Below are 22048 nucleotides of genomic sequence, written 5' to 3' on the forward strand. Positions count from 1 at the left end.
ACATCAACTACCTAGTTAATCCGATTGGTATGAAGCGAAGTCTTAAAATAGAATATTTGGATAACAGAATGCACACGCCACCTAGGGCGAGTTATCCATTGTTCACGTCAACTGACGTGAATTTGAGAGGTATTACGAAGCGTACTGACCGTTTAACGCCACATACATAGCATTCGAGTCTTTCCATCCCGATAAACGGTGATTGGGAGAGTAATGATAGAAGGTCGACTGATTGTGCAGCCAACGAATATCACTCAGGCTATAGGCATAGCCAATGTTGGTATAGAAAGGATTAAAGCTCTGACTATCAAACGTCTCACCTTCGTCATCCACTGTCTTACGCAGATTAGAAGACCAGCGATGCGAGCTGAATATCCCAACCGCGTCTTGAGTAACACGGCTTTGTGAGATAGGGACTTGTGAAGAACTCTCAGAGTTTGATTCCGAGTCACTGAGATTTACAGTGTAAAGGGCATCAATATCAATTGGGGTTGTTGACGAATGGGCAGCCGAAACCTGCACTGGCGACAACGCCATTGCAAGAAGTAACATCCACACATTTCTAATCACTAGCCAAGACATTCAGCAATACCCAATCAAAAAGACCGCCTTAATATCACGAACTGCGATACTAAGGCGGCCTAAAATTATACTAGATTTGCTCAAACGCAAATGATTCTGAGCAATCTTTTATAAATATTCACACTTCTTGAGTTCTACTTCGCTAGCCATACTCTCGCAAGTAAACCCGGAGGTGTTGTTATACCCGTCGTAGCAGAGTGAATTTCTCCATTTCGGACAATCACGACCGTTGGCGTCACGCTGACACCCCATTGCCGTGAGATGCGTCCAGTAGGATCATTCAAGTTTTCGAACTGATAGTCATGCGCCTGTAAAAAGCGTGACACTCTTTCATCACTCCCTGACGATATAGGGATCCCAACAACAGAGTAGTGTTCGCTATCACTCATCCAATTGACTGTGGGAGTGACAAACTTACATGCTGGACACCAAGTAGCCCAAAAGTAAACCAGTACGGGCTTTTCCTTACTCATGGTAATAACGTCCACCACTTGACCTGACGTCGTAAAGCCCTGTACTTCAGGTAGCTCGACCTGAGGCATATCTTGAGAGCGCCATACATCCATAGCGAAAGAGAGTACTGTGATCAGAGCAAGGGTAAACAGAATCTCGCGGATACGACGTTTCCATTTGCTGCTCATAATTGCACTCTCCCACTCGCCAAACCAATAGCTTGCATTACCGACTCTTCCGTTAAGATCACCGGTAACGGGATGCCATTGGGTGCTGCTGGTCCATAAACCATATTGAACGGCACACCAAAACGACCATTATCACGTAAATAAGAGGTCACACTTTCACTTGGCGTTGTCCAATCACCCAGCATAGGAACAACGTCAGATTGAGCAAGCGTGCTGTAGACAGGATCTTGCAATATCACACCTATCTTGTTGGCTTTACAGGTAATGCACCAATCAGCAGTAACGTTAACAAACACCGTTTTACCCTCATAGACATGTTGCTCTATTGATTGAACGGATAGCCTTTCCCAATCAGGATCGTCAGGTAACGGGGTCGCCCAGCGGTCTGCTGTCATGCTACCAACAATCATCCCCAAGGATGCCAATATAATCACACTACCGCCAAACAGCGCTGCCGGCTTCTCTCCATAGACTCTCAATACGCGCACCACCACCCACGCAAATGCAAGAATACCGATGACGTACACCCAAAAGATAGGCAAATGGTTAGACAACAGCGTTAGTAGCCATAGGCTGGTCAGCAACATCATTGCGCCAAATGCCAGCTTGATGCTACTCATCCATTTGCCCGGCTTTGGTAGCGCTAAAGCCATTGCAGGGAAGAGTGCAACCAAAATCCACGGCAAAGCCATCCCCAGCGCCAAGGCTGTAAATATAGCGAACATGGTCATACTATTGGTGGCAAGAGCAAAGGCCACAGCGGTACCCAAGAAAGGTGCCGAGCACGGGGTTGCCAATAGTGTGGCAAACATACCTTGGGTAAAGTGGCCTCGATAAGAGTTATCCCCTTGGCTTCCTAACCATGTCGTGGTTTTCGAGCTAAGGCGAATCTCAAACAGACCCAACATATTGGCACCGAACAGGGCAGTCACCAAAACCATTAATCCGATAAACCAGCCGCTCTGGAACTGAATGCCCCAACCAATGGCGCTACCCGAAAGCTTGAGAATCAACAAGAAGATAGCAAGCAGCCAGAACGAGAATAAAATACCACTTGCAGACGCTAGGAACTGCAACCGAATCTGTTTTTTCTCCAAGCCATGTGCCCCAACCACACTACTGAGCTTCATGCCCAAAACAGGCAGAACACAAGGCATTACGTTTAGGAGTAAGCCTCCAATCAGAGCGAGTAAAAACATCTCGGCAATGGAATAGGAAGCGCTATGTGTAGAAACGGAGCCGCTTGTAATGGTCGCAGACTGCTCTGCAATAAAGTTCTCATCTTGGACTGTGATATTCAGCGCCTCACCGCTAAGCTGAGGCGAGCCTAACCAACTCGTCACATCATAAGTAGCAACCAAGCGGTCGTTATCAATAACCAAGTTTTGCTGAACAAACACTGAATCAACCACCGTTTCACTCTCTCCATCAAGTAAAATAGTCGGTTGCTGCCAACCCAATTGCTTATCCATAACAACTTGCAGCTTGCTTTGCCCAACATCCCAGCGAGCTTCAACACCGCCAATCAATGGCGATGATTGCGGCACTTGGCTGATACCCTGAGCATAGACGTGCATAGCGTCTTGGTTGACCTGGAGTTCATTTGGAATGAAAGAGAGTTCAAATGGATAGTCGGTCAACACACAAATGGTTGTGCATGATGACAGTGTTAGATTTGCATTGAGAATGACAGGTTGTGACAGTTCCTCGATGTATAACGTCATCGGGAAGATCACTCGCTGTTTATAACCGAGCGTTTCAACACCTAGCACGTCAAAACGGGTTGGGTAAGGCCAATGCCAGTCGATGTTTTGGATGTTACTTGAGTTATCCCAAGCAATAGTTGGAGCAACCCCACCTTCTCCCGGACTTCGCCAGTAAGTTTTCCAGTCTCCAGAAAGCATCACCTCTAGATAACCAGTGACGGTTTGATGTTGCGGATCGACCTGGCCAGTAAGAACGAACTGAGTTTTAACGGGTGGGTGATCCAGATTTTGTAGCCACCCAGAGCTCACCACCGAGGCCTGAGCTACAGCAGAGAAAAATCCGAATAGCAGCAGGCCAAGAAGCCAGAGTGAGCGCTGCGTAGTGTGTCTGTTTTGCATGTATGTACCTATAAAAAATAACAACGTAATAATGTGCTGGCATCTCGCCAGTTCATTGCGCGTTTATTCTCTAAAAACACATAAAGTGAGATGTACCCTTCGCCGTTTAGCGATTGGTTCTGTGAAAAGGTAGTACGGATTAGGCGTTGATAAAAGCCAAGTCACCAACACCAAAGCAAAGATAAATAGAAATATCGCTTGAGAATCAACTTGATGTTGATGTGCGCTCAAAAGTTTCTCAGAAAGATCGCACTGCTCTGATTCTGCAGTGGATTGAGTTGTAAATGCATAATCTTGATGAGCTTGATTAGGACATGAGGTGACAAAGCCAACATTTTTCGCCAGACACACAACCACCACCCACAAAACGAGGATAAGTGACCATTTGAATAAAGTATCTCTACGATGAGGAGTATGCATGCTTCTTTTCGTTTGTCGTTAACTTCTATCAGGCAAAGTTTGATCGGTGACTTTGGCTATTATCAGTGAATCAAATGCCGAAACCCTAGCATTAAATGCAGCGCGATCTTCCTTAGAAATCGAACTAGCTAAAGGGAGATCCGCTTTCATTGGGTCAACCGCACGATTGCGCACGAGTACCTCAAAGTGAAGATGGGGACCAGTGATTCGGCCTGTCGCACCAGATAACGCAATCTTTTGCCCTCTCGTTACATACTGTCCCTTTTTAACTAGGAATCTAGATAGGTGCAAATAGCGCGTGGTATATACACTATTGTGCTCAATGACTAAGTACTTTCCTGCATAAGGATGATTCCTTACCCCTACAACACGCCCATCACCGGTTGAATAGATAGGCGCACCAACAGGTGTAGCAAAGTCGGTTCCGTTATGCGGAGTAACTCGTCCCGTCACCGGGTGTTTACGCCTAGGGTTAAACGAAGAGGTAATGCGGCGATATTTACTATCGACTGGGTAGCGGTTAAATGCTCGCATCAAACTGTTACCATCACGGTCATAAAAACGCCCATCCTCAGCTAAAAACGCTGAAACCTCACGACCGCGCAAGTTAAAGGTAATGGCTTGAACTTCACTGTTGCCCGTCGCATGGTCATTCAAATATTGGTGGCTAATCAAAACATTGAATGAATCTCCCGCACGTAGTGAGCGAACAAAATCTATCTTATCTCTCAACACCTCAGTGATATTGCCGATCTGATTCGGAGACAAACCTAGTTTATACGCCGACATCGAAAAACTGCCGTTGATCGTGCCGCTATAGAGTTGTTCACGCCATTCACCGGCTTGCTCTTCAAACTCATAAACGAACTGGCCTTGCTCATCAAGAGTATAGACGGCTCTTTCCACAAGGCTGATATGGTAGGTCACTTGGATCAATGAACGATTGGTGCCATCAAGAACCAGTTCTAGATGATCACCTGGCTTAATAGTATCAAGCTGTAGATGGTTGAGATCCGCTTCAAGCAGTTGCTGTAATTGATTATATGAAAGATCCCAAGCAGAAAAGATGTTGCTCAGCGTGTCGCCGACTTTAACGATGTAATGCACACGTATAGGTGAAGGCTCACGCTCAGGCTCTTGAGCGGGCGTGATGACAATATCGATGTCATCTAGGTTACTTAATGTTGGCGCTTGTTCCTGGAAGGCTGGGAGAAAGAATGCAGTCGCAAACGCAAGAGTCGCCACAGAAAGGGCAATAGCTCTGAAATGCTTCATTGTAGAGAAAAAACAAAGGGAATTATCGAGTTGTTATAACATAACAATAACTCCCTTACGAGCAGGACGTTAAAACAGCATACGCCCCACCACACCTAACGAAATAAACCATTGAAAATAATGGATTTTTATTCTGTAAGTTTCTGTGACATTAAGGTCTATTTATTTTACCAGCTTAGAAACGTAAGGAATGTTTCGCGACTTGTCCTGCCAAGGCAAACCATAGCCCACAAGTAGATCATCATTATCCATTTCATAAGCAAAGTACTGAGGTACGGGAATATCGACTCGGCCAGGCTTCACAAACAAGGTCGCAATAGAAAGTGACTTCACTTTGTAGTTATCTGCTATATGCGCGACCAACCTTTTCATTGTGCCGCCAGACTCGATAGCGTCATCAATCATAATCACGTTTTGGCCGTCTAAAGAAATGTTCTCATGGAAAACAATTTCAGATTGGTTATTACTGTCTCCAGGCGTGTGTGGGCAAGAGATGTAATCCATCTTGATATCGAAATTTAGCTTGCGAACTAGGTCTGCAGTGAACAAAATTCCGCCAGGTACAACAGTAATCACCACGGCATCCTCAAAAGAAATATTCAACTTGTCTGCAACAATTTCGACGCCTTGCTGAATCTGCGCTTCACTCAGTACCAAGTCACCAACGTTTGATTTATCCATATTTGTTCTCATTCATTCTTATTTTTCAATCACCACAATATATTTGAGTTCATGGCGATTCTCAAAATAAACGGCAAAAAGCTTTAAACCAGTTCACCAAATGCGAGAGTTTGTGCAAAAAAAAACTAGCAATATCAATTCTATTCGTTAACTCAACCCACCCATCAACACATACTTGGTTTCTAGGTAATCATCTAAGCCTATTTGTGAGCCTTCACGCCCGAGCCCTGATTCCTTCACCCCGCCAAAAGGTGCAGTTGCGGTTGAGATAATGCCCTCATTCACACCCACCATGCCAGACTCAAGAGCAGCACTGACTCGCCAAGCTCGCGATAAGGATTGAGTATAGAAATAAGATGCCAAACCAAACTCGGTATTGTTGGCGCGCGCAATCACCTCTTCTTCCGTTTCGAACTTAAATAATGGAGCAACTGGACCAAACGTCTCTTCTTTCGAGATAATCATGTCGTCGGTCATATCTGACAACACAATAGGGGCTACCAAACGCTCACCGTCTTGCGGAACAACACCCTGTCGTAAATGAGCACCTTTCCCAAGAGCGTCTTGCACGTGATTCTGAACCTTGTTAACGGCTGCTTCATTAATCAGTGGGCCAATTTTCACACCCTCTTCAAAGCCATTACCAGCCCGTAAGGCCCCTACCTTATTGGTGAACTTCTCAAGGAACTCACCATACACCTTAGCTTGAACATAAATTCGGTTCGCACAGACACATGTTTGACCCGCATTGCGGTATTTGGCTGCTATCGCTCCCTCTACTGCGGCATCAATATCTGCATCCTCAAACACGATGAAGGGTGCATTTCCACCCAACTCAAGGGACAGTTTTTTGATGTTACTCGCCGATTGCTGCATCAATAACTTGCCGACCTTGGTTGAACCGGTAAAGGATAGTTTTTTCACGACTGGGCTCTTAGTAAGCAACTCGCCAATCATCACCGCATCACCAGTAACGACTTGGAAAAGACCTTTTGGCAACCCTGCTCTATCAGCGAGCTCAGCTAGGGCGAGTGCCGTGAAAGGGGTATCTGGTGCTGGTTTTAGGATCACAGAGCAACCTGCAGCAAATGCTGGTGCACATTTACGAGCTATCATCGCCGCTGGAAAATTCCAAGGAGTGATTGCTGCAACCACTCCAATTGGTTCTTTAGTTGTGAGAACCTGAGCGCCATTTTTATGAGATGGGATAATGGTACCATTTGCGCGACGCGCCTCTTCAGCAAACCACTCCACATAGCTCGCCGCATACAAGACTTCGCCTTTGGCTTCTGCTAATGGTTTACCCTGTTCCGCTGTAATGATGCTCGCTAGGTCATCAGCATGGGCGACCATCAAATGATGCCAACGACGAAGAACATTGGCACGAGTTTCTGCCGTTTGTTGCTTCCAAGCTTTGAATTGGACTTGAGCTTCATCGATTGCTTGCAAGACTTGGCTTTTCTCCGCGTTGGGTACTGAGCCGATAACGCGACTGTCGAAAGGGTTAAGTACCTCGGTCAATTGCCCGCTCTCATTGTCTACCCAACCTCCAAATAGGAAGTTGCTTTGCTTAAACAAATCTTGATCTTGAAGCTTCATAACGACTATTCCATTCGCGTTTAAATGTAAATATAAGGACCATAATAGGATTAAAGGTAGTTCATATCATTGAACTACCTTTAGAAAGTCAGTGGTTATCAATCAAATTAAGCAGATAGTGCTTTCACCATCGCTTTACCCACACCGTGCGCACTTGCTGGATTTTGGCCTTTGATCAATTCTCCGATTGGGAAAATGATGTTTTGCGCGACATCATCATCAGAATGAAGGCACAGATTTACTTCTTTTATTCGGTGTAAATTAAAACAAAAAACCTCTTACGGCTGTAAGAGGTTTTCTATCGAATAATTAACTATAAATTAAGCAGTTAGGACACAAGCATCGATGATTGCTTTAATGTCTAGTACATGCTTGCGCAGCATAGTCTGAGCTTCAACAATTTCGCCAGAGCTTAACAATTGATAGATACGACGGTGATCTTCCAAAATCTCTCCATACGCTTCTTCACTTGTCGTCAGATGACTGCGAATTGCGCCGATATGGAACTGAACAAGTTGGTAACTCTTCTGTAGAAGCGAGTTGCCACAATACTTAAAGAAGGATTCATGAAACTCACCATCTAGCAATAGAAACGCTTTGAAATCTCTATTCTTAAACTTATGTTCCATCTTAACGATGCTGATTTCTAAGCTTTCTAAAAAAGCTTGTGAATCATTTTTCATCGACTCTTCAAGAGCGATTGGCTCTAGATAACCACGGAAATTACACAGCTCGATAATAGATTGTTCATCTGGTTGAAAAACAAAACTTCCTTTCTGTGGAATAATGTCAATCAACCCTTCTTGTTTAAGGATAAACAACGCCTCACGAACAGGAGTTTTACTAACACCGAAGGTTTCGGATAGAGATGCTTCCGAAAGAGGTTGGCCTAACTTCAACTCACCACTCACGATTGAGTAGCGCAAGTTCTCTGCCACATTTTCTGTCAAACTTTTAGGGCGAGTGATTGCTTTCAATCTCGTTACCTCAATATTTAAATTCAGCTCATGCCAGTCTACCCGAATATCATGCTATACACAGCAACTAATACCAAGTGGCTAGGCCTACAAATACATTAAAACCGCAATACATAATAGTATGCTATCTGATACATCACTAATCAAATCAATACATTAAACAGTATATTCACGAAATGAATTGGATCACAAACCTAGCACTAACGCTAAAGCCACATAAAATCCACCAGAAATGATACATACTTGTGGCTTCATTGAAACATGCGCAATCTTACTTCCCAGAGCTAGCCCGCCAACATAAAGGCCAACACTAGAAAGAATAAAACCCATTGTGTAGTGACCAAAATTAGCAATCGTTGCTGTTGCGCCTTCAATAATATGAACATATCCGTGAAATGCAGTCATGATGGCCAATCCACAAACCACCCACTTGTTAATCGAACGACCTAACCCACCACAAATTGTCAACGCACCCACTAATACAACTGATAATGAGATCATCATTTCAAACATCGGCACTTTGAATCCCGCAATGGCGAGCGCTGAACCAAGTCCTAAACTAACGGTGAGTGCTACTAACACTAGCCATTTGTTTGCACTTTCTTTCGTGAAAAAGAGGCTGCACACCAAACCTAGTCCAAACATGACAGCTAAGTGATCAATCCCTGTGAATGGATGAACAAACCCAGAAATAAATCCAACCTCGGTATGACCAGGATGTGCAAACGCTAACGTAGGGCACATCAGAAGAGCCAGAGCACCTATCTTTTTCATAAAACGAACCTTGTTATTAATTAAATCATTAGAAATGAACATATTTGTTCTTTAATTTTCAACTAACATATCAGATATCAACAATAAATATACCCAAGATTTTTTGCGTTTGAAGATACCGATCACATTAAACAAGTCTTATTAATAGCAATGAAAGATAGATATAGATTCATATTTCCAAAGAAATTAAAGTATCTAACATATCAGAAAAACAATAAGTAACTAAGATACGAACCCCACACCGAAAACCGGAGACAAACATGCACATTCATCTAGACCTCGTTGGAGGTATCGCTGGGGATATGTTTACCGCAGCAATGCTCCATGCAACCCCGGAACTTCGAACCCCACTCTTCGAAGCTCTAGAGGTGGTACGCAAGCAAACCCAAGTAAAATTCTGGTTGGAGGATGCATTGGACAAAGGGTTGAGTGGCCAACGCTTTTTCGTAGAAGAAGAAGCACAACCTGAACACCATCACCATCACCATCACCATCACCATCACCATCACCATCACCATGGTGAACATAGAAGTTGGAAAACAATCAAAAATTTGCTCATCGATCTGCCTATCGAATCGGGTGTAAGAAAAAATGCGATTGGCATTTTCGAATTGCTCGCGCACGCTGAAGCTCAAATTCATGGTAAGTCTGTCGATGATGTTCACTTTCATGAAGTTGGGGCGTGGGATTGCATCATCGACATATTGTCTGCGAGCTGGTTGATCGAGCATTCAAAAGCCACATCATGGTCATGCTCCAATATCCCTTGGGGTGGCGGCACAGTGCACTGCGCTCATGGGGAAATTCCGGTTCCCGCGCCAGCTACGTTACTGCTCTTAAAAGGCTTCAACGTGTTTGATGATGGGATCAAAGGTGAAAGAGTAACGCCAACCGGCGCCGCAATTTTAGCGTGGTTGCGCCCATCTCAGAAAGTTGCACAAGGAAGCGTCACAAATATTGGATACGGGTTCGGTAACCGAAAACTCAAGGACCGAGCAAATTTACTGCGTGCAACATTCCTAGCAACAGAAGAAACAAACACTCAGCAAGACCAAGAAATTAGTGTAATTCAGTTCGACATCGACGATATGACCGGTGAGTTACTTGCTATCGCTCGAGAAAAAATCCGAGAACAACACGGCGTTAATGAGATTACAGAGGCGATTGCGCATGGAAAGAAAAACCGTCACATCAGCACCTTCACAGTATTAACCTCACCTTGTCATCAAGACGAAATCATCGAGTTCATCTTTAATCATACTTCCACAATCGGTGTTCGCTATTGGCGTTGTATGCGCAAGGTTTTACCGCGCCTGCATCATAGCACTCAGAGCAACCATCAAGACTTCGATATTAAAACGGTAACTCGTCCAGACGGCTCTGTAACAAGCAAGTTAGAGTCAGATCATTTAACGAACCCAACCATGAACTACAAAGCTCAGACAAGCCTTAAATCACATATAGAAGCGAAAGCAGCCGATGAACAAACTCAATCATAAACTTACGCGCCTAGAAAAAACGCTACAGGCTCTAAATAAGGTCACCGTCGCAGTGAGTGGTGGTGTAGATAGTATGACTTTGGCTTTTATTGCCAATAAAGTCTTAGGAGACAATGCAAAGATCGTTCACTCCATTTCACCGGCAGTACCTCCTCAAGATACGCAACGTATACGAGACTTTGCTGCACAATATCAATGGCAGGTAGAGTTTGTTTCCAGTGGTGAAATTGATACTCCAAACTATCAAAGCAACCCGGTTAATCGTTGTTATTACTGCAAGACGTGCCTTTACAGCACACTCAAAGGGCTTTCGTTTGGGCAGGTTGTCTCGGGAACTAACCTCGATGACTTAGATGATTACCGTCCAGGATTAATTGCAGCAAAAGAACATAATGTTATCCATCCTTTCGTAGAAGCCGAAATTGATAAACAAGAAATTCGCCAATTAGCGATGCAGTTTGGCTTGCCAAGCATCTCCACGTTACCGGCTTCACCATGTCTTGCAAGCCGCATTGAAACCGGCATACGCGTAGATAGCAGCAACTTAGGTTTAGTGAACGCCGTCGAACAGCATCTTCGCTCCAAGATAATCAGCTCAACGCTCAGATGCCGGATCAAGAAACAGCAAATTGGTATTGAGATCGATGAAGCCACTTTCAACAAGCTATCTCCCCAAGACATCGAAGAGCTCAAAGCTGAGGTAACTCATATCACCGACAGCTTCAGCTCGGACGTTCCTATCCAGTTCATGCCTTATCAAAGAGGTAGTGCATTTGTGGGAGATAAGAAATGTCAGACATCATTATAGATTTTGATCGAAAACAACGCTGTGGTGTTGAAGAAGCCATTCTTTGTGAGCGCAAAAGCGTAGAACAGATCGAGAAAATCATTGAACTTGGATTAGCGAAACAAGTTCGCTTCTTGTTTACCCGCCTAAATAAAGAAAAGTGGGCTCAGTTAAAACCGTCGTACCACCAACAACTCTCCTATTGCGCATTATCGAATACCGCTGTGCTCGGAGCGCTTGAGAATCTTCAAGCACAATCACCAATGGTGGCGATAGTTTCTGGAGGTTCTTCTGACACCGGAGTCTGTCATGAAGTGCTTACAACACTAAACTATCATGGCTATGCTGCTCGTTTGTTTGAAGATGTCGGTGTATCGGCACTTTGGCGTTTAAACAATGCACTCGAAGAGATCAACAAGGCTAAGATCATTATCGCTGTAGCAGGGATGGAAGCCGCATTGCCCACCGTTCTTTCAGGAATGACACATCGCCCTATTATCGCGGTGCCAACTTCGGTTGGATACGGAGTCTCTGAAGGGGGACAATTGGCGCTCAACGCTTGTCTAGGAAGCTGTGCTGCTGGACTCACCACGGTTAACATTGATAACGGCTTTGGGGCTGCGTGCGCTGCTATCAAACTACTAAAAAGCTTCGCCTAACAACAGATGAGAGGCTGCCAGAACTGGCAGCCTAATTTGACTATTTACTCCAGGGTAATAATTTCCCTTCACTGTCAAAGCAAAACACCTCACTATCTTGTACACATTCGGCTTTTTCTAGATTTTCCACCACTGGTTTCAATGCCTCAGACACATATATATTGTCGAGATCTAGGGTATTTTTAATCCAGACTATCTTCGCATTATTGATATCGTGTATAGGCGCAGTCTTTAACGCAAATACAATGGCTTCTCGATCATTTCCCATCACCATAGGTATCTTCGCCGTTGCCAATGTACCGGCTGTTGCCGCATTGGTATACATAGCACCAAAATCGAGATTTTGGACCAGTTGTCTCGTCGTAATGTCAGCCATTCCAATACCTACACCATTACCATGAGTCGCCTCAGTAAGAGAAAGAACAACTGTGCTCGAAATATTAGGTCCAGTAAAACCTCCTACTCCAGAACCAGGCCGCCCAGTCACATTCGGATCCATCCCTTCACCACTGATGTTCTTACCTATCTCTTGAATAATCAGAACATCAATATCTGGGATCTGTATCGTCGCAATATTACGCTTAGCTCGCTCTAAGTATTTTGGCTCTAAATTTAGAATATCCTTTTGCTCGACGACCTCGATATCCATCAACTCATCGTATGCATTCTCTACCAGACCAATCGCAAACGGAACTTTGATCTTCTCCAGTAAGCGCTCTCCGGCCTCGGGGATCACTCGATGGAAGTTATGGAAACCATATCGATGCAGCGAAGATGCTCCAACATGATTACCCAAACCGATACACAGCATCTTGAGGATGCCGCTTTCAACTTGCCCTTTGAAATCTGCGTGCGGTTTGATCTTATTACATAAGATCATGCCATCAGCTTCAATCGCTACTTTATCTAAATAAAGAGGAACACCGTCTGACATTTCAGCTACTTGAACCACTTCCATTGAAGAAACAATCGGAACCTGCATCGACTGTTCAGTGACACCGTAGGTCTCGAGAATTTTTACCTGACCTTCAGCATTAGCAGAGCCATGACTCCCCATAGAGGGAACAATGAAAGGATGAGCACCGTGAGATCTTAGAAAGGAAATCGTTTGTTGAAGGACAGGAATAAGGCCGGATATTCCGCGACTGCCAACGGTAATCGCTAATGATTGACCAGACAAGCATTCAGGATTGGGGAACTTTGTTAGCTCCTGTTTAATACGTTGTGGTATGTCATCGAGCTTTTTTCGTTCGAAGTGCTGCTTCACCTTTGTCATTTTTGGCAATTCACACTCAAAGCCACCATCCAATGTGAATTTGATCTCTTTATCAAACATGTCTTATCTCCCCCTGAAAACAACTAGAGAGGGCAAAGCCCTCCCTAGAAAATTAGAAACTTTTAAGTACTGTTAGTTAGCAGCAACTTGCTTGATAGTGCTCATCCACTCGTCGTAAACGTCAGCACCTAACTTTTCTTTGTACTCTGCACGAACAGGCTCTGTCGCGTCGATGAAAAGTTGCAATTGTTCAGGGCTTAACTCATTCACTTTAGTGCCAATTTTCTTGAACTCTTCAATTTGTTGACCCTCTTCAGCAGCAACAAGCTCCTGTTGGTAAACCTCTGCATCGCGCATTGATTCTTTGATCAGTTGCTGATCATCCGCTGAAAGGCTATGCCAGAACTCTAGGTTCATTACTGGGATGTAGAAAGTAACAACGTGGCCAGTCAGGCTCACATAATCTTGTACTTCATAGAAACGCTGTGCATAGATATGGGCGATTGGGTTTTCTTGACCATCAATAACACCCTGCTGTAAACCAGAATACACTTCACCAAAGTTCATTGGTGTTGCTGAAGCATTAAGAGAGTTGAATGTCTTCACGTGAGCAGGCACTTTCATTGTGCGAATCTTCAGACCTTTCAGATCTTCTGGAGTTTCAACTGGGCGGCTATTGTTTGTCACGTGACGAACACCGTTTTCCATCCAACCAATACCTTGAAGGTTCATGTTGTTTAACTTACTCAACATTTTGTCACCCGCTGGACTATGCACTGTATCCAGAGCAGCTTGCTTACTTGGGTAGATAAAAGGTAGCTCAACAACATCGAAAGATGGATCCCAAGAAGAGTAGAAAGATGAAGGAGATACTGCCATTTGCAGCATACCTGATTGCACGCCTTCAATCATTTCACGGTCTGGACCCATTTGTGAGTTCGCAAAGATTTGAACCTCGAATTTACCATCCGACTTTTGTTCAATATCCGTTTTGAACTTCTCAAGAGCACGGTGAAGGTGATAGTTCTCATTCGCGCCATGACCGATTCTAATTGTCGTAGCAGCCATTACTGAAGTAGATAGCGCCAGCATAGATACTGCAGTAGCCATAATTAGTTTTTTCATAATGCCCTCTTATTAAATGTGTAGGGTGGTACATCGTTAGTGTTAGTTGTCGAAGCGACTGTTCTTATGGTTATCTCTTTTTGTGATATCTAACATATCACACTCTAGATCTTAATTATTGATCAACATATCCAATGTTGCTGTGAGTACGGTCACGAAATATATCAATAAGATCTAAGATAAAAATAAAAAAGCCTTAGTTCTCACTAAGGCTAAATATACTAAATAGGTATTGATATAAGTATTAGTCAATTAATTCTGTTAAGAATAAAGATAAGCTTGGGATAAATGTTACTGCTAATAATAAAACCAACATAGAACATAAGAAAGGAATCAAAGCTTTTGATATTTTCTCTATACTAACATTTGATACTTGGCTCGCGACGAATATATTTACTCCCAATGGTGGTGTACAGAAACCAATAGCAAGGTTAACTGTCAAAATTACACCGAATACAATGGGATCGACACCCAGTTGTTTCACTACCGGTAGCAGTATCGGAGTTAGAATAATAATTGCTGAAATAGTCTCCATAAACATACCAATAATCAATAGCATAGCATTAATAAGTAGTAGGAGAACAATTGGATTATCCGACAGACCAACGAGTGTACTTGCCACCACTGATGGAATCTGTTCGAACGTCACTAAACGGCCAAATGCAGCTGCGAACACAACAAGAACCAAGATCGTTGCTGATGTTAACGTAGAGCGAGCAAATATTTGTGGTAAATCAGAGAAAGAGATTTCCTTATAAATAAATAGTCCACAGATAATTGCATAAACAACTGCTACTGCCCCTGCCTCAGTCGGTGTAAATACACCGCCATAAATACCGCCTAAGATAATACCTGGGACAATAAGAGCCCAAATAGACTCTTTAAATTGAGCACCTACTCCAGCCCATGAGAACGGTGTAGGTTCAACATCCATAATTGGTTGGTTTCGCACAACAATGCGGCTCATTGCCATAAAAGTGATACCAAAGAGAACACCAGGAATGATACCCGCTAGGAATAATTTGCCGATTGAGACCTCTGCTGATACACCGTAGATAATAAACGGAATACTAGGTGGAATCATTACACCAATCATGCCCGCAGATGCAGTTAATGCTGAAGAGAAATCCTTTTTGTAGCCCTGTTGTGTCATCGAAGGAATGATATTCGAGCCAATTGCTGCAACGGTAGCTGGTGCGGAGCCCGAAATTGCAGCGAAAAACATCGAAGCAATTACGTTAACGTAGCAAAGGGAGGCTCTGATATGACCCACCAAAGAGTAAGCAAAACCAATAATTCGTTTAGATAAGCCACCTTTTTGCATTAAGTCGCCCGCTAAAATGAAAAGTGGTACCGCAATTAGAGGGAATGAATCTGCACCTGTCACGATAGAGCGGGCCATCAGACTTAACGGAGGTGTGCCATCAACAAAGCTCATTACAAATAAAGAGCTCATACCCAGACTCATTGCAATCGGCATCCCTAATATAAGCAAAATACCTAGCGCACAAAATAATATAATTCCAGACATTTTATACCTCTACCGGTGAAGACACATTTGTTTTATTTACGACATAGAATTGAATAATTCTAAATACCGATAATAGCGATCCAACTGGAGCGGATGCATACATGATTGCTATTGGAAGATTAAGCACAACTGATTTTTGTGATAACACATAAGGGAGTGTGATTAGCTTATAAGACTGATAGGTCATTGTTAATAAGAAAATAACAATAGCGATGTCTATAACCACTTCTAAAATTCTCTTTGCATTATCCGGTAATAGATCTTGGAAAAATGTCACCTTCACATGCTTTCGTTCTTTAAATGCGTAAGCAATTCCTATCCATATAAACCAGATGAATGTCCATAGAGTTAACTCCTCAGACCAAGACAATGCATTTTGAAATACATATCTCATCACTACTTGGATTGTAATTAGTATTACAATTGCTGCTAAGAGCACTGCCCCCAAGGCTGCTTCTAAGTTTTCGTTTATCCATTTCATTGTACTACACTCGTCAACTTTCAAATAGAACTGATATGTCAGATATCATAGACGCCAATTTTGATTAAAAATACCCCACATATTACATAAAGATAGGAAATATTGGGTTTCTAGGGCTCGATCACAGTTTCAGAACAAAGAAATTTAGATCAAAAAAATCAACTGATATGTTAGATCTCACATATCAAGTATTACAACCATGAGGTAATGGAAAATGACAGATGAAACCAAGTTCAAAGTCTATGTATCCGACTACGACTACCCAGACCTAGATATTGAGCGCAGTGTTTTAGAACCCATTGGCGCAGAAGTTATTGGCTTGAAGTGCAAGACGGGTATTGGTTTAGGAGAACTGGCGAAAGATGCTGACGCTATCCTGCAACAGTACGCGAAGATCCCTAGAACGACTATCGAGCAACTTGATCACTGCAAGATCATTTGTCGTTACGGAATCGGTGTAGATATTCTCGATGTTGAGGCTTGTTACGACCATGGAATCAAGGTCTCCAACGTACCGGATTACTGTATCGATGAAGTTGCGGACCACTCGATTTCACTTGGCCTGACTCTTTTCCGTCGCATCCCGGCATACAACAAGTTTACTCACGAGGGTAACTGGCATTGGGACATGGATGGCTTGGTTCCTAAGCGCTTCCGCTCATCAACTTGGGGCTTAATTGGTTTCGGTCGCATTGCACAAAATATTGCGAAAAAGATGACAGCTTTAGGTTTCAAGGTTGTGTCATTTGATCCTTACGTATCTGCGTCTTACATGAACACTTTTGATGTAGAAAAAGTTGAGTTAGAGACACTTATTACGACATCAGACGTTGTGAACGTGATGTGCCCACACACTCCAGAAACCGATCGACTAATCAATGAAGATCGTCTTCGTCAAATGAAACCAAACGCCGTTCTAGTCAATGGTGCTCGCGGTAAAGTTGTTGATAACAATGCACTTTATAAAGCACTTGTTGAGGGTTGGATCGCATCAGCTGGCTTAGATGATCCAGAAGAAGAGCCTGCGAAACTCGATAACTGGAATCCAAACGACAACCCTATCTTTGGTTTGGACAACTGCATCGTTACCCCGCACGTTGCATACGTATCTCAAGAAGCATTCCAAGAGTGCCGTCGTATCGCAGCTGAGAATGCTAAAGCAGTGCTACTTGGTGGCGAGCCGCTTGATCCTGTAGCTCGTGTCAAAACGCCAATCTCGGAACAGTAATCATGAGAAACGAAACTATTTCGGCAATCGAAGAGCATAAGGTGTTTGCCATTGTTCGTGGCTTATCACCAGAGAATGTTCGTCCCACGATGAACGCACTTGTTGAGGGTGGTATCCGACTAGTGGAGGTCACCTTTGACCGGAAAAACGGTGAAGAAAATACGCTAGCGGCTCTCGATATCTTAGCGACCGACTTTTCTGAACAACTGATATATGGCGCTGGTACCGTGACAACAACTGAACAGGTCGAAAAAGTAAAAGCTCTGGGTGGTCAGTTCATTGTATCTCCGGACTTTAACCCTGAAGTTATCAAGAAAACCAGAGAGCTAGAGATGGTGTCCTTGCCAGGTGTAATGACACCAACAGAAGCCGTACAAGCCGACGCGGCCGGCGCTGACTTCATCAAACTCTTTCCGGGGGGTTTGTTGGGCCCAGGCTATTTGGCCGCGCTAAGTGCACCACTTTCAGACCTTAAATTTATCGCTGTTGGCGGTGTAAACGCTGACAACATCCCTGAGTTTGCAAACGCAGGGGCTGTAGGATTCGGCATCGGCTCCAACTTAGTAAACAACTCAATCATCGAAAATAGAGATTTCGACAAGATCTACCAAAGTGCTTGTGACTACAAGCAAGCAATTGAATCAATTAGGAAATAATCATGGAATACGCAAAAAAAATCATTAACCCACGTCCAAACGTAAACGAAGAACTTATTGCTAAATGTGCAGAAATGACAGACACACTAAGTGTTAGTGCTGTATTCAGTGACGCATTCAAGCGCGATGGTGTAATGGATCATGAAATCAAATTCCGCTCGAGCAACAAGCCTTTCATCGGTCAAGCTTTAACAGTGAAGCTTAAGCCAGGTGACATTGTTGACTGTCTACCAATCTTTGACATCGCAAAACCAGGTGATGTTGTTGTAATCGACGCGAACGGTACACCAAATACTTCTATCTGGGGTGGTTTGATGTCTGGTCTAGCACGTGCTGCAGGTGTTGTTGGTGCTGTTGTCGATGGCTCAGTACGTGACACTGACGAATCAAAAGTACTTGGCTTCCCAATCGCTTCTCGTTCTGTTTCTCCACGTGCAGCACACTCTGCAGAGACGGGCCGCACCGAGCCAATCGAGATCAACGTACCTGTTGTTTGTGGTGGCCAAATTGTAAAACCAGGTGACCTTGTTGTTGCAGATGAACTGGGTGTGACAGTTGTTCCTTACGAGTTTGTGGAAGAAGTGTACCCAGCCGCAAAACAACTGGCTGAGAACGAGAAAAAAGTTCGTGAAGAGATCCTAAACGGTGCAACAGTTGAGCAACTGCTTGCGAAGTTTGGCCGCATCTAACCTACCTATTAGGGCTCACTTTAGTGTGAGCCTTTTCTGAGGATTATTCCATTGATCATTACAATAGATACAGGCACTACTAATACTCGTGTAGCGCTTTTTGATGGCAAGCAACGCATTGATCAGGTTAAGGCGAATATCGGTGTTCGTAATACCAGTATCGATGGCAACAACCAACAGCTAGTTAGCACTATCGCCCTCGCAATTAAAGAACTCAAGAGTAACCACTCACTACAAGATTCGGATATTCAAGCGATTCTAGCTGCTGGTATGATCACGTCTAATCTAGGGTTGCACGAGGTTCCACACCTCGTTGCACCTGTTTCATTAGATAGCTTTGCGAGCAATATCAAATCGATCGTGATTCCGTCTATTTCAACACTTCCAATTCACTTCATACCAGGTGTAAAAAACCTAGATACTAATAACTTAGAGTCGGTTACTGGGCTAGATATTATGCGCGGTGAAGAAGTGGAAGCCTTAGCAATCGCTGACCTTTTTGAGATCAAGCAAGACGCCATCATTGCTCTACCAGGATCTCATTCGAAGTTTGTTTCGATCGATTCCCAACAAGCTATTCAAGGTTGCTGTACTACATTGGCTGGCGAGCTCAATGCCATCATTACACATCATACAATTTTGACCAGTTCACTAGAGAATCGTTTCTCTGAGTCACTTTGTAATGATGCGTTACTTGAGGGTTACCAAGCCGCCGAAAAATATGGGCTTGGCCATGCGTTGTTCTTAATTCGACTGCAAGAGCAATTTGAAGGCAAAACTCATGAGAAACTCGCAAGTTTCCTCGTTGGTGTCATTCTGCACTCCGATATCAAAGCGTTAAGCTCAGCTCCACAACTTGGCTTTACGGCGGGTATACCCGTCTACATCGGAGGCTCCGGATTACTTTGCACGGCAACGGCCGAGCTTCTCAAATATCAATTCCCTGATAACCCTGTTTATCAGTGTAATGATACTCAAGATCTTTCTGCTATTGGGTCAATCTATGTGGCTAAAAGAGCCAATATTATTTAGTCATTCCGGTTTATGACTAATCAGGAGCTTTCTTTCGTCACTGTAGGAGAGCTCTTTTTTTATTTTTGGATATTACATTATGAAAGCAATTACTTACTGTGCAAACTCCGATCAGTTCCAGCTTCAAGACTTATCAGTTCCTCAGCCGAGGAACAATCAAGTATTGGTTAAAGTTCTTGCTTGCGGTCTAAACCCAGTCGATACAAAAATCGTTTACTGGCAGAGCCTTGTCAAAGATATGGGAACTGACTTCGTCGTAGGCTTGGATGTCGTGGGCGAGATTATTGAAGTTCCAACCAATGAAACGTCTTGGCAGGTTGGCGACAAGGTTTTGTTTCATGGGAACATGTTCGACAAACATGGAGGGCTTGCTGAATACTGCTTACAAGACAGCAGAACCCTGACTGCAATGCCCAATATACCTGACGAATTTGCCGCATCTACTCCTTGCGCAGGTTGGACGGCTTGGCGCGCACTCGTTGATAAGCTTCGTATTCATGAGCGAGATTCATTACTCATTACAGGCGGTTCAGGGGGGGTTGGTAGCTTCGCAATCCAAATAGCAAAGCACTACGGTGTAGAAACCATCATCGTCACATGTTCAGCAAAAAACATAGATTACGTCAAACAACTCGGCGCAACTCACGTCATCAATTATCAAACACAAGATGTGCTCGAAGAAGTTAATAGAATAACGCTCAACAAGGGAGTAGATGTGGCTTTGGATTGTGTTGGGGGTAAATCAGAGCTTCTGTGTGCAAATGCTCTGCAGTTTGATGGAGAAATGGTAGAGCTTGTTGAGACGGCTGATCTCACGTTGTATACCAGTGCAAAAGCCAGAGGAATTACTGTTCACCAACTTAGCCTTGGTGCAGGATACGCCCATGGTGACCTTGGCCGTCGATCCATTCTAAATGCTGGTTTGTCGTTCAACAAACTGCTAAACCAGCGCTGTATACAACCACCTCAAATTAGAGTGATTCCGCTACAAGAAGCCTCTGAGGCATTAATTAAGCTCAGGGACAAGCGGACCGTTGGTAAAGTGATTGTGACATTCAATGAGCATAGTTAGGTAACGAAGATGAATGCGTCGAGAAAAGGAGAGATATTACTGCTAACCGCAACTCTATTTGCCGCAATAGGTTGGGTCACCTCTAAGTATGTATTGATTGAAATGCCGAGCAATTTGTTTATCGCAGGGCGGTTCTTCATCGCCAGCTCGTTATTGCTGCCTTTTTGTTTCAAAGAATTACTGAAAATTCCAATGATAGTACTTGGCAATCTGATTGCGATAGGACTATTACTCGCGGCTTCCATACATGTTTGGGTTTACGCGGTAAGCATTACAAACAGCTTAGCAGAAGGCGCATTCATCATGAGCCTAGCGATGATCATTGCCCCATTAACCCGCTGGATCATATTGAGAAAACGTCCAAACATCGCATTTTGGTTATCACTACCGATGGCAGTTGCTGGGATGATGTTCCTAACCCTCACAAAGGGGTGGAATGTAGATGAGAGCTTGGGGTACTTTTTCCTCTCTTCGAGCCTTCTTTCTATCCACTTTGTTCTAAACAAGAAGACGAGCGCTGAAGTATCTCCGCTACCATCTATATGTATTCAAATGCTGGTTGTCGGTGCTACAGGCGGTATATTGTATGTGATCGAGGGTATGCCACATATTCAGGTTTCAAACGCCACATGGGTTTACTTCGCCATCGCAACTTTGTTAGCCACTGCCTTAAGGTATCTCACTCAAACCGTTGGACAACACAAAACCAATATAGAAACCGCCTCCTTAATCATGATCCTTGAACCTATATGGACGCTTATTATGAGTATGACGTTGTTTGGTGAACCGCTTACCTTGTTTAAAACGTTAGGTTCAGGGTTAATTATTCTTTCCCTGTACTCATACATCACGATTTCTTCCAAGCAAAACTATTGACCAAATATTTCAGCTTGGGTCTTCTGTCTGATCCTAAACTGTTCAGACAGGTTTTATCACTTCCTTTTGCACTTCATAAAATC

At 43.7% G+C, this 22048-nt stretch carries 22 protein-coding genes; 9 read left to right on the plus strand and 13 right to left on the minus strand.

Annotation, left to right across the window (positions count from 1 at the left end; translation table 11 throughout):
• Window positions 1-132: 132 nt before the first annotated feature.
• The 9 genes from DPF91_RS02630 to DPF91_RS02670 all read right to left on the minus strand — a co-directional run bounded on the left by DPF91_RS02630 (window position 133) and on the right by DPF91_RS02670 (window position 9096).
• Complete coding sequence (locus DPF91_RS02630) at window positions 133-582, minus strand: hypothetical protein (RefSeq protein ID WP_117232873.1); 450 nt, start codon at window positions 580-582, stop codon at window positions 133-135.
• 134 nt (window positions 583-716) lie between these two features.
• Window positions 717-1223 carry a protein disulfide oxidoreductase gene (locus tag DPF91_RS02635; protein ID WP_117232874.1) on the minus strand — a complete coding sequence of 169 codons (507 nt, stop codon included), beginning with the start codon at window positions 1221-1223 and terminating at the stop codon, window positions 717-719.
• Window positions 1220-3328, minus strand: coding sequence for a protein-disulfide reductase DsbD family protein (locus DPF91_RS02640; protein ID WP_117232875.1), 2109 nt, complete (start codon window positions 3326-3328; stop codon window positions 1220-1222). Before DPF91_RS02640 ends, DPF91_RS02635 begins: the two co-directional genes overlap by 4 nt.
• Window positions 3329-3391: 63 nt before the next feature.
• A complete protein-coding gene (locus DPF91_RS02645; RefSeq protein WP_117232876.1) occupies window positions 3392-3748 on the minus strand; it encodes a hypothetical protein in 357 nt (118 codons plus the stop codon).
• Window positions 3749-3766: 18 nt separating this feature from the next.
• Window positions 3767-5023, minus strand: coding sequence for a peptidoglycan DD-metalloendopeptidase family protein (locus tag DPF91_RS02650; RefSeq protein ID WP_117232877.1), 1257 nt, complete (start codon window positions 5021-5023; stop codon window positions 3767-3769).
• Window positions 5024-5185: 162 nt separating this feature from the next.
• Window positions 5186-5704, minus strand: a complete 519-nt coding sequence (locus tag DPF91_RS02655) for a phosphoribosyltransferase (protein ID WP_117232878.1) — start codon at window positions 5702-5704, stop codon at window positions 5186-5188.
• Between the two features lie 147 nt (window positions 5705-5851).
• Window positions 5852-7303, minus strand: a complete 1452-nt coding sequence (locus DPF91_RS02660) for an NAD-dependent succinate-semialdehyde dehydrogenase (RefSeq protein WP_117232879.1) — start codon at window positions 7301-7303, stop codon at window positions 5852-5854.
• A 320-nt stretch (window positions 7304-7623) separates the two neighbouring features.
• Window positions 7624-8280: a GntR family transcriptional regulator gene (locus DPF91_RS02665; RefSeq protein ID WP_117232880.1), complete on the minus strand. Its 657-nt coding sequence runs from the start codon at window positions 8278-8280 to the stop codon at window positions 7624-7626.
• 186 nt (window positions 8281-8466) lie between these two features.
• Window positions 8467-9096 carry a HupE/UreJ family protein gene (locus DPF91_RS02670; RefSeq protein WP_117232881.1) on the minus strand — a complete coding sequence of 210 codons (630 nt, stop codon included), beginning with the start codon at window positions 9094-9096 and terminating at the stop codon, window positions 8467-8469.
• Window positions 9097-9314: 218 nt separating this feature from the next.
• Here DPF91_RS02670 and larC point away from each other — a divergent pair, with 218 nt between their 5' ends.
• Genes larC through larB form a run of 3 tightly spaced genes read left to right on the plus strand, consistent with a single transcriptional unit; the run spans window position 9315 to window position 11999 of the window.
• Window positions 9315-10553: a nickel pincer cofactor biosynthesis protein LarC gene (gene larC / locus DPF91_RS02675; protein ID WP_117232882.1), complete on the plus strand. Its 1239-nt coding sequence runs from the start codon at window positions 9315-9317 to the stop codon at window positions 10551-10553.
• On the plus strand, window positions 10534-11361 hold the full coding sequence (gene larE, locus DPF91_RS02680) for an ATP-dependent sacrificial sulfur transferase LarE (RefSeq protein WP_117232883.1): 828 nt from the start codon (window positions 10534-10536) through the stop codon (window positions 11359-11361). Before larC ends, larE begins: the two co-directional genes overlap by 20 nt.
• Window positions 11343-11999 (plus strand): nickel pincer cofactor biosynthesis protein LarB, encoded by a 657-nt coding sequence (larB, locus tag DPF91_RS02685; protein WP_117232884.1) that lies wholly within the window; start codon window positions 11343-11345, stop codon window positions 11997-11999. The genes larE and larB overlap by 19 nt, the downstream gene beginning before the upstream one ends.
• 40 nt (window positions 12000-12039) lie before the next feature.
• Here larB and DPF91_RS02690 read toward each other — a convergent pair whose 3' ends face one another.
• The 4 genes from DPF91_RS02690 to DPF91_RS02705 form a co-directional block, all read right to left on the minus strand.
• The gene (locus DPF91_RS02690) at window positions 12040-13335 is read right to left on the minus strand and encodes a nickel pincer cofactor-dependent isomerase, group 22 (RefSeq protein ID WP_117232885.1); all 1296 of its coding nucleotides are present in this window, start codon (window positions 13333-13335) and stop codon (window positions 12040-12042) included.
• Window positions 13336-13407: 72 nt separating this feature from the next.
• Window positions 13408-14400 (minus strand): TRAP transporter substrate-binding protein, encoded by a 993-nt coding sequence (locus DPF91_RS02695; protein ID WP_117232886.1) that lies wholly within the window; start codon window positions 14398-14400, stop codon window positions 13408-13410.
• Between the two features lie 244 nt (window positions 14401-14644).
• The gene (locus tag DPF91_RS02700; RefSeq protein WP_117232887.1) at window positions 14645-15931 is read right to left on the minus strand and encodes a TRAP transporter large permease; all 1287 of its coding nucleotides are present in this window, start codon (window positions 15929-15931) and stop codon (window positions 14645-14647) included.
• Between the two features lies 1 nt (window position 15932).
• Entirely contained in the window at window positions 15933-16412 is a 480-nt protein-coding gene (locus DPF91_RS02705; protein WP_117232888.1) for a TRAP transporter small permease, read from the minus strand.
• Between the two features lie 214 nt (window positions 16413-16626).
• Here DPF91_RS02705 and DPF91_RS02710 point away from each other — a divergent pair, with 214 nt between their 5' ends.
• The 6 genes from DPF91_RS02710 (at window position 16627) to DPF91_RS02735 (ending at window position 21965) form a co-directional block, all read left to right on the plus strand.
• Window positions 16627-17640, plus strand: a complete 1014-nt coding sequence (locus DPF91_RS02710; RefSeq protein ID WP_117232889.1) for a C-terminal binding protein — start codon at window positions 16627-16629, stop codon at window positions 17638-17640.
• 2 nt (window positions 17641-17642) lie between these two features.
• Entirely contained in the window at window positions 17643-18296 is a 654-nt protein-coding gene (locus DPF91_RS02715; RefSeq protein ID WP_117232890.1) for a bifunctional 4-hydroxy-2-oxoglutarate aldolase/2-dehydro-3-deoxy-phosphogluconate aldolase, read from the plus strand.
• 2 nt (window positions 18297-18298) lie between these two features.
• A complete protein-coding gene (locus DPF91_RS02720) occupies window positions 18299-18985 on the plus strand; it encodes an RraA family protein (RefSeq protein WP_117232891.1) in 687 nt (228 codons plus the stop codon).
• A 51-nt stretch (window positions 18986-19036) separates the two neighbouring features.
• Window positions 19037-20017: a 2-dehydro-3-deoxygalactonokinase gene (locus DPF91_RS02725; RefSeq protein ID WP_164684009.1), complete on the plus strand. Its 981-nt coding sequence runs from the start codon at window positions 19037-19039 to the stop codon at window positions 20015-20017.
• A 79-nt stretch (window positions 20018-20096) separates the two neighbouring features.
• Window positions 20097-21089, plus strand: a complete 993-nt coding sequence (locus tag DPF91_RS02730; RefSeq protein WP_117232893.1) for a zinc-binding dehydrogenase — start codon at window positions 20097-20099, stop codon at window positions 21087-21089.
• 9 nt (window positions 21090-21098) lie between these two features.
• Window positions 21099-21965, plus strand: a complete 867-nt coding sequence (locus DPF91_RS02735; protein ID WP_117232894.1) for a DMT family transporter — start codon at window positions 21099-21101, stop codon at window positions 21963-21965.
• Window positions 21966-22048 lie beyond the last annotated feature (83 nt).

Origin of the sequence: Vibrio maerlii (assembly GCF_003415655.1) — a bacterium.
GTDB classification, from domain to species: domain Bacteria; phylum Pseudomonadota; class Gammaproteobacteria; order Enterobacterales; family Vibrionaceae; genus Vibrio; species Vibrio maerlii.

Bases quoted from the DNA above. Each gene is read 5' to 3' on its own strand.
- larC (WP_117232882.1), top strand. From the start codon at position 9,315: ATGCACATTCATCTAGACCTCGTTGGAGGTATCGCTGGGGATATGTTT.
- DPF91_RS02650 (WP_117232877.1), bottom strand. From the start codon at position 5,023: ATGAAGCATTTCAGAGCTATTGCCCTTTCTGTGGCGACTCTTGCGTTT.
- DPF91_RS02670 (WP_117232881.1), bottom strand. From the start codon at position 9,096: ATGTTCATTTCTAATGATTTAATTAATAACAAGGTTCGTTTTATGAAA.
- DPF91_RS02630 (WP_117232873.1), bottom strand. From the start codon at position 582: ATGTCTTGGCTAGTGATTAGAAATGTGTGGATGTTACTTCTTGCAATG.
- DPF91_RS02735 (WP_117232894.1), top strand. From the start codon at position 21,099: ATGAATGCGTCGAGAAAAGGAGAGATATTACTGCTAACCGCAACTCTA.
- DPF91_RS02705 (WP_117232888.1), bottom strand. From the start codon at position 16,412: ATGAAATGGATAAACGAAAACTTAGAAGCAGCCTTGGGGGCAGTGCTC.
- larE (WP_117232883.1), top strand. From the start codon at position 10,534: ATGAACAAACTCAATCATAAACTTACGCGCCTAGAAAAAACGCTACAG.
- DPF91_RS02715 (WP_117232890.1), top strand. From the start codon at position 17,643: ATGAGAAACGAAACTATTTCGGCAATCGAAGAGCATAAGGTGTTTGCC.
- DPF91_RS02695 (WP_117232886.1), bottom strand. From the start codon at position 14,400: ATGAAAAAACTAATTATGGCTACTGCAGTATCTATGCTGGCGCTATCT.
- DPF91_RS02730 (WP_117232893.1), top strand. From the start codon at position 20,097: ATGAAAGCAATTACTTACTGTGCAAACTCCGATCAGTTCCAGCTTCAA.
- DPF91_RS02635 (WP_117232874.1), bottom strand. From the start codon at position 1,223: ATGAGCAGCAAATGGAAACGTCGTATCCGCGAGATTCTGTTTACCCTT.
- DPF91_RS02640 (WP_117232875.1), bottom strand. From the start codon at position 3,328: ATGCAAAACAGACACACTACGCAGCGCTCACTCTGGCTTCTTGGCCTG.
- DPF91_RS02655 (WP_117232878.1), bottom strand. From the start codon at position 5,704: ATGGATAAATCAAACGTTGGTGACTTGGTACTGAGTGAAGCGCAGATT.
- DPF91_RS02645 (WP_117232876.1), bottom strand. From the start codon at position 3,748: ATGCATACTCCTCATCGTAGAGATACTTTATTCAAATGGTCACTTATC.
- DPF91_RS02710 (WP_117232889.1), top strand. From the start codon at position 16,627: ATGACAGATGAAACCAAGTTCAAAGTCTATGTATCCGACTACGACTAC.
- larB (WP_117232884.1), top strand. From the start codon at position 11,343: ATGTCAGACATCATTATAGATTTTGATCGAAAACAACGCTGTGGTGTT.
- DPF91_RS02660 (WP_117232879.1), bottom strand. From the start codon at position 7,303: ATGAAGCTTCAAGATCAAGATTTGTTTAAGCAAAGCAACTTCCTATTT.
- DPF91_RS02720 (WP_117232891.1), top strand. From the start codon at position 18,299: ATGGAATACGCAAAAAAAATCATTAACCCACGTCCAAACGTAAACGAA.
- DPF91_RS02700 (WP_117232887.1), bottom strand. From the start codon at position 15,931: ATGTCTGGAATTATATTATTTTGTGCGCTAGGTATTTTGCTTATATTA.
- DPF91_RS02690 (WP_117232885.1), bottom strand. From the start codon at position 13,335: ATGTTTGATAAAGAGATCAAATTCACATTGGATGGTGGCTTTGAGTGT.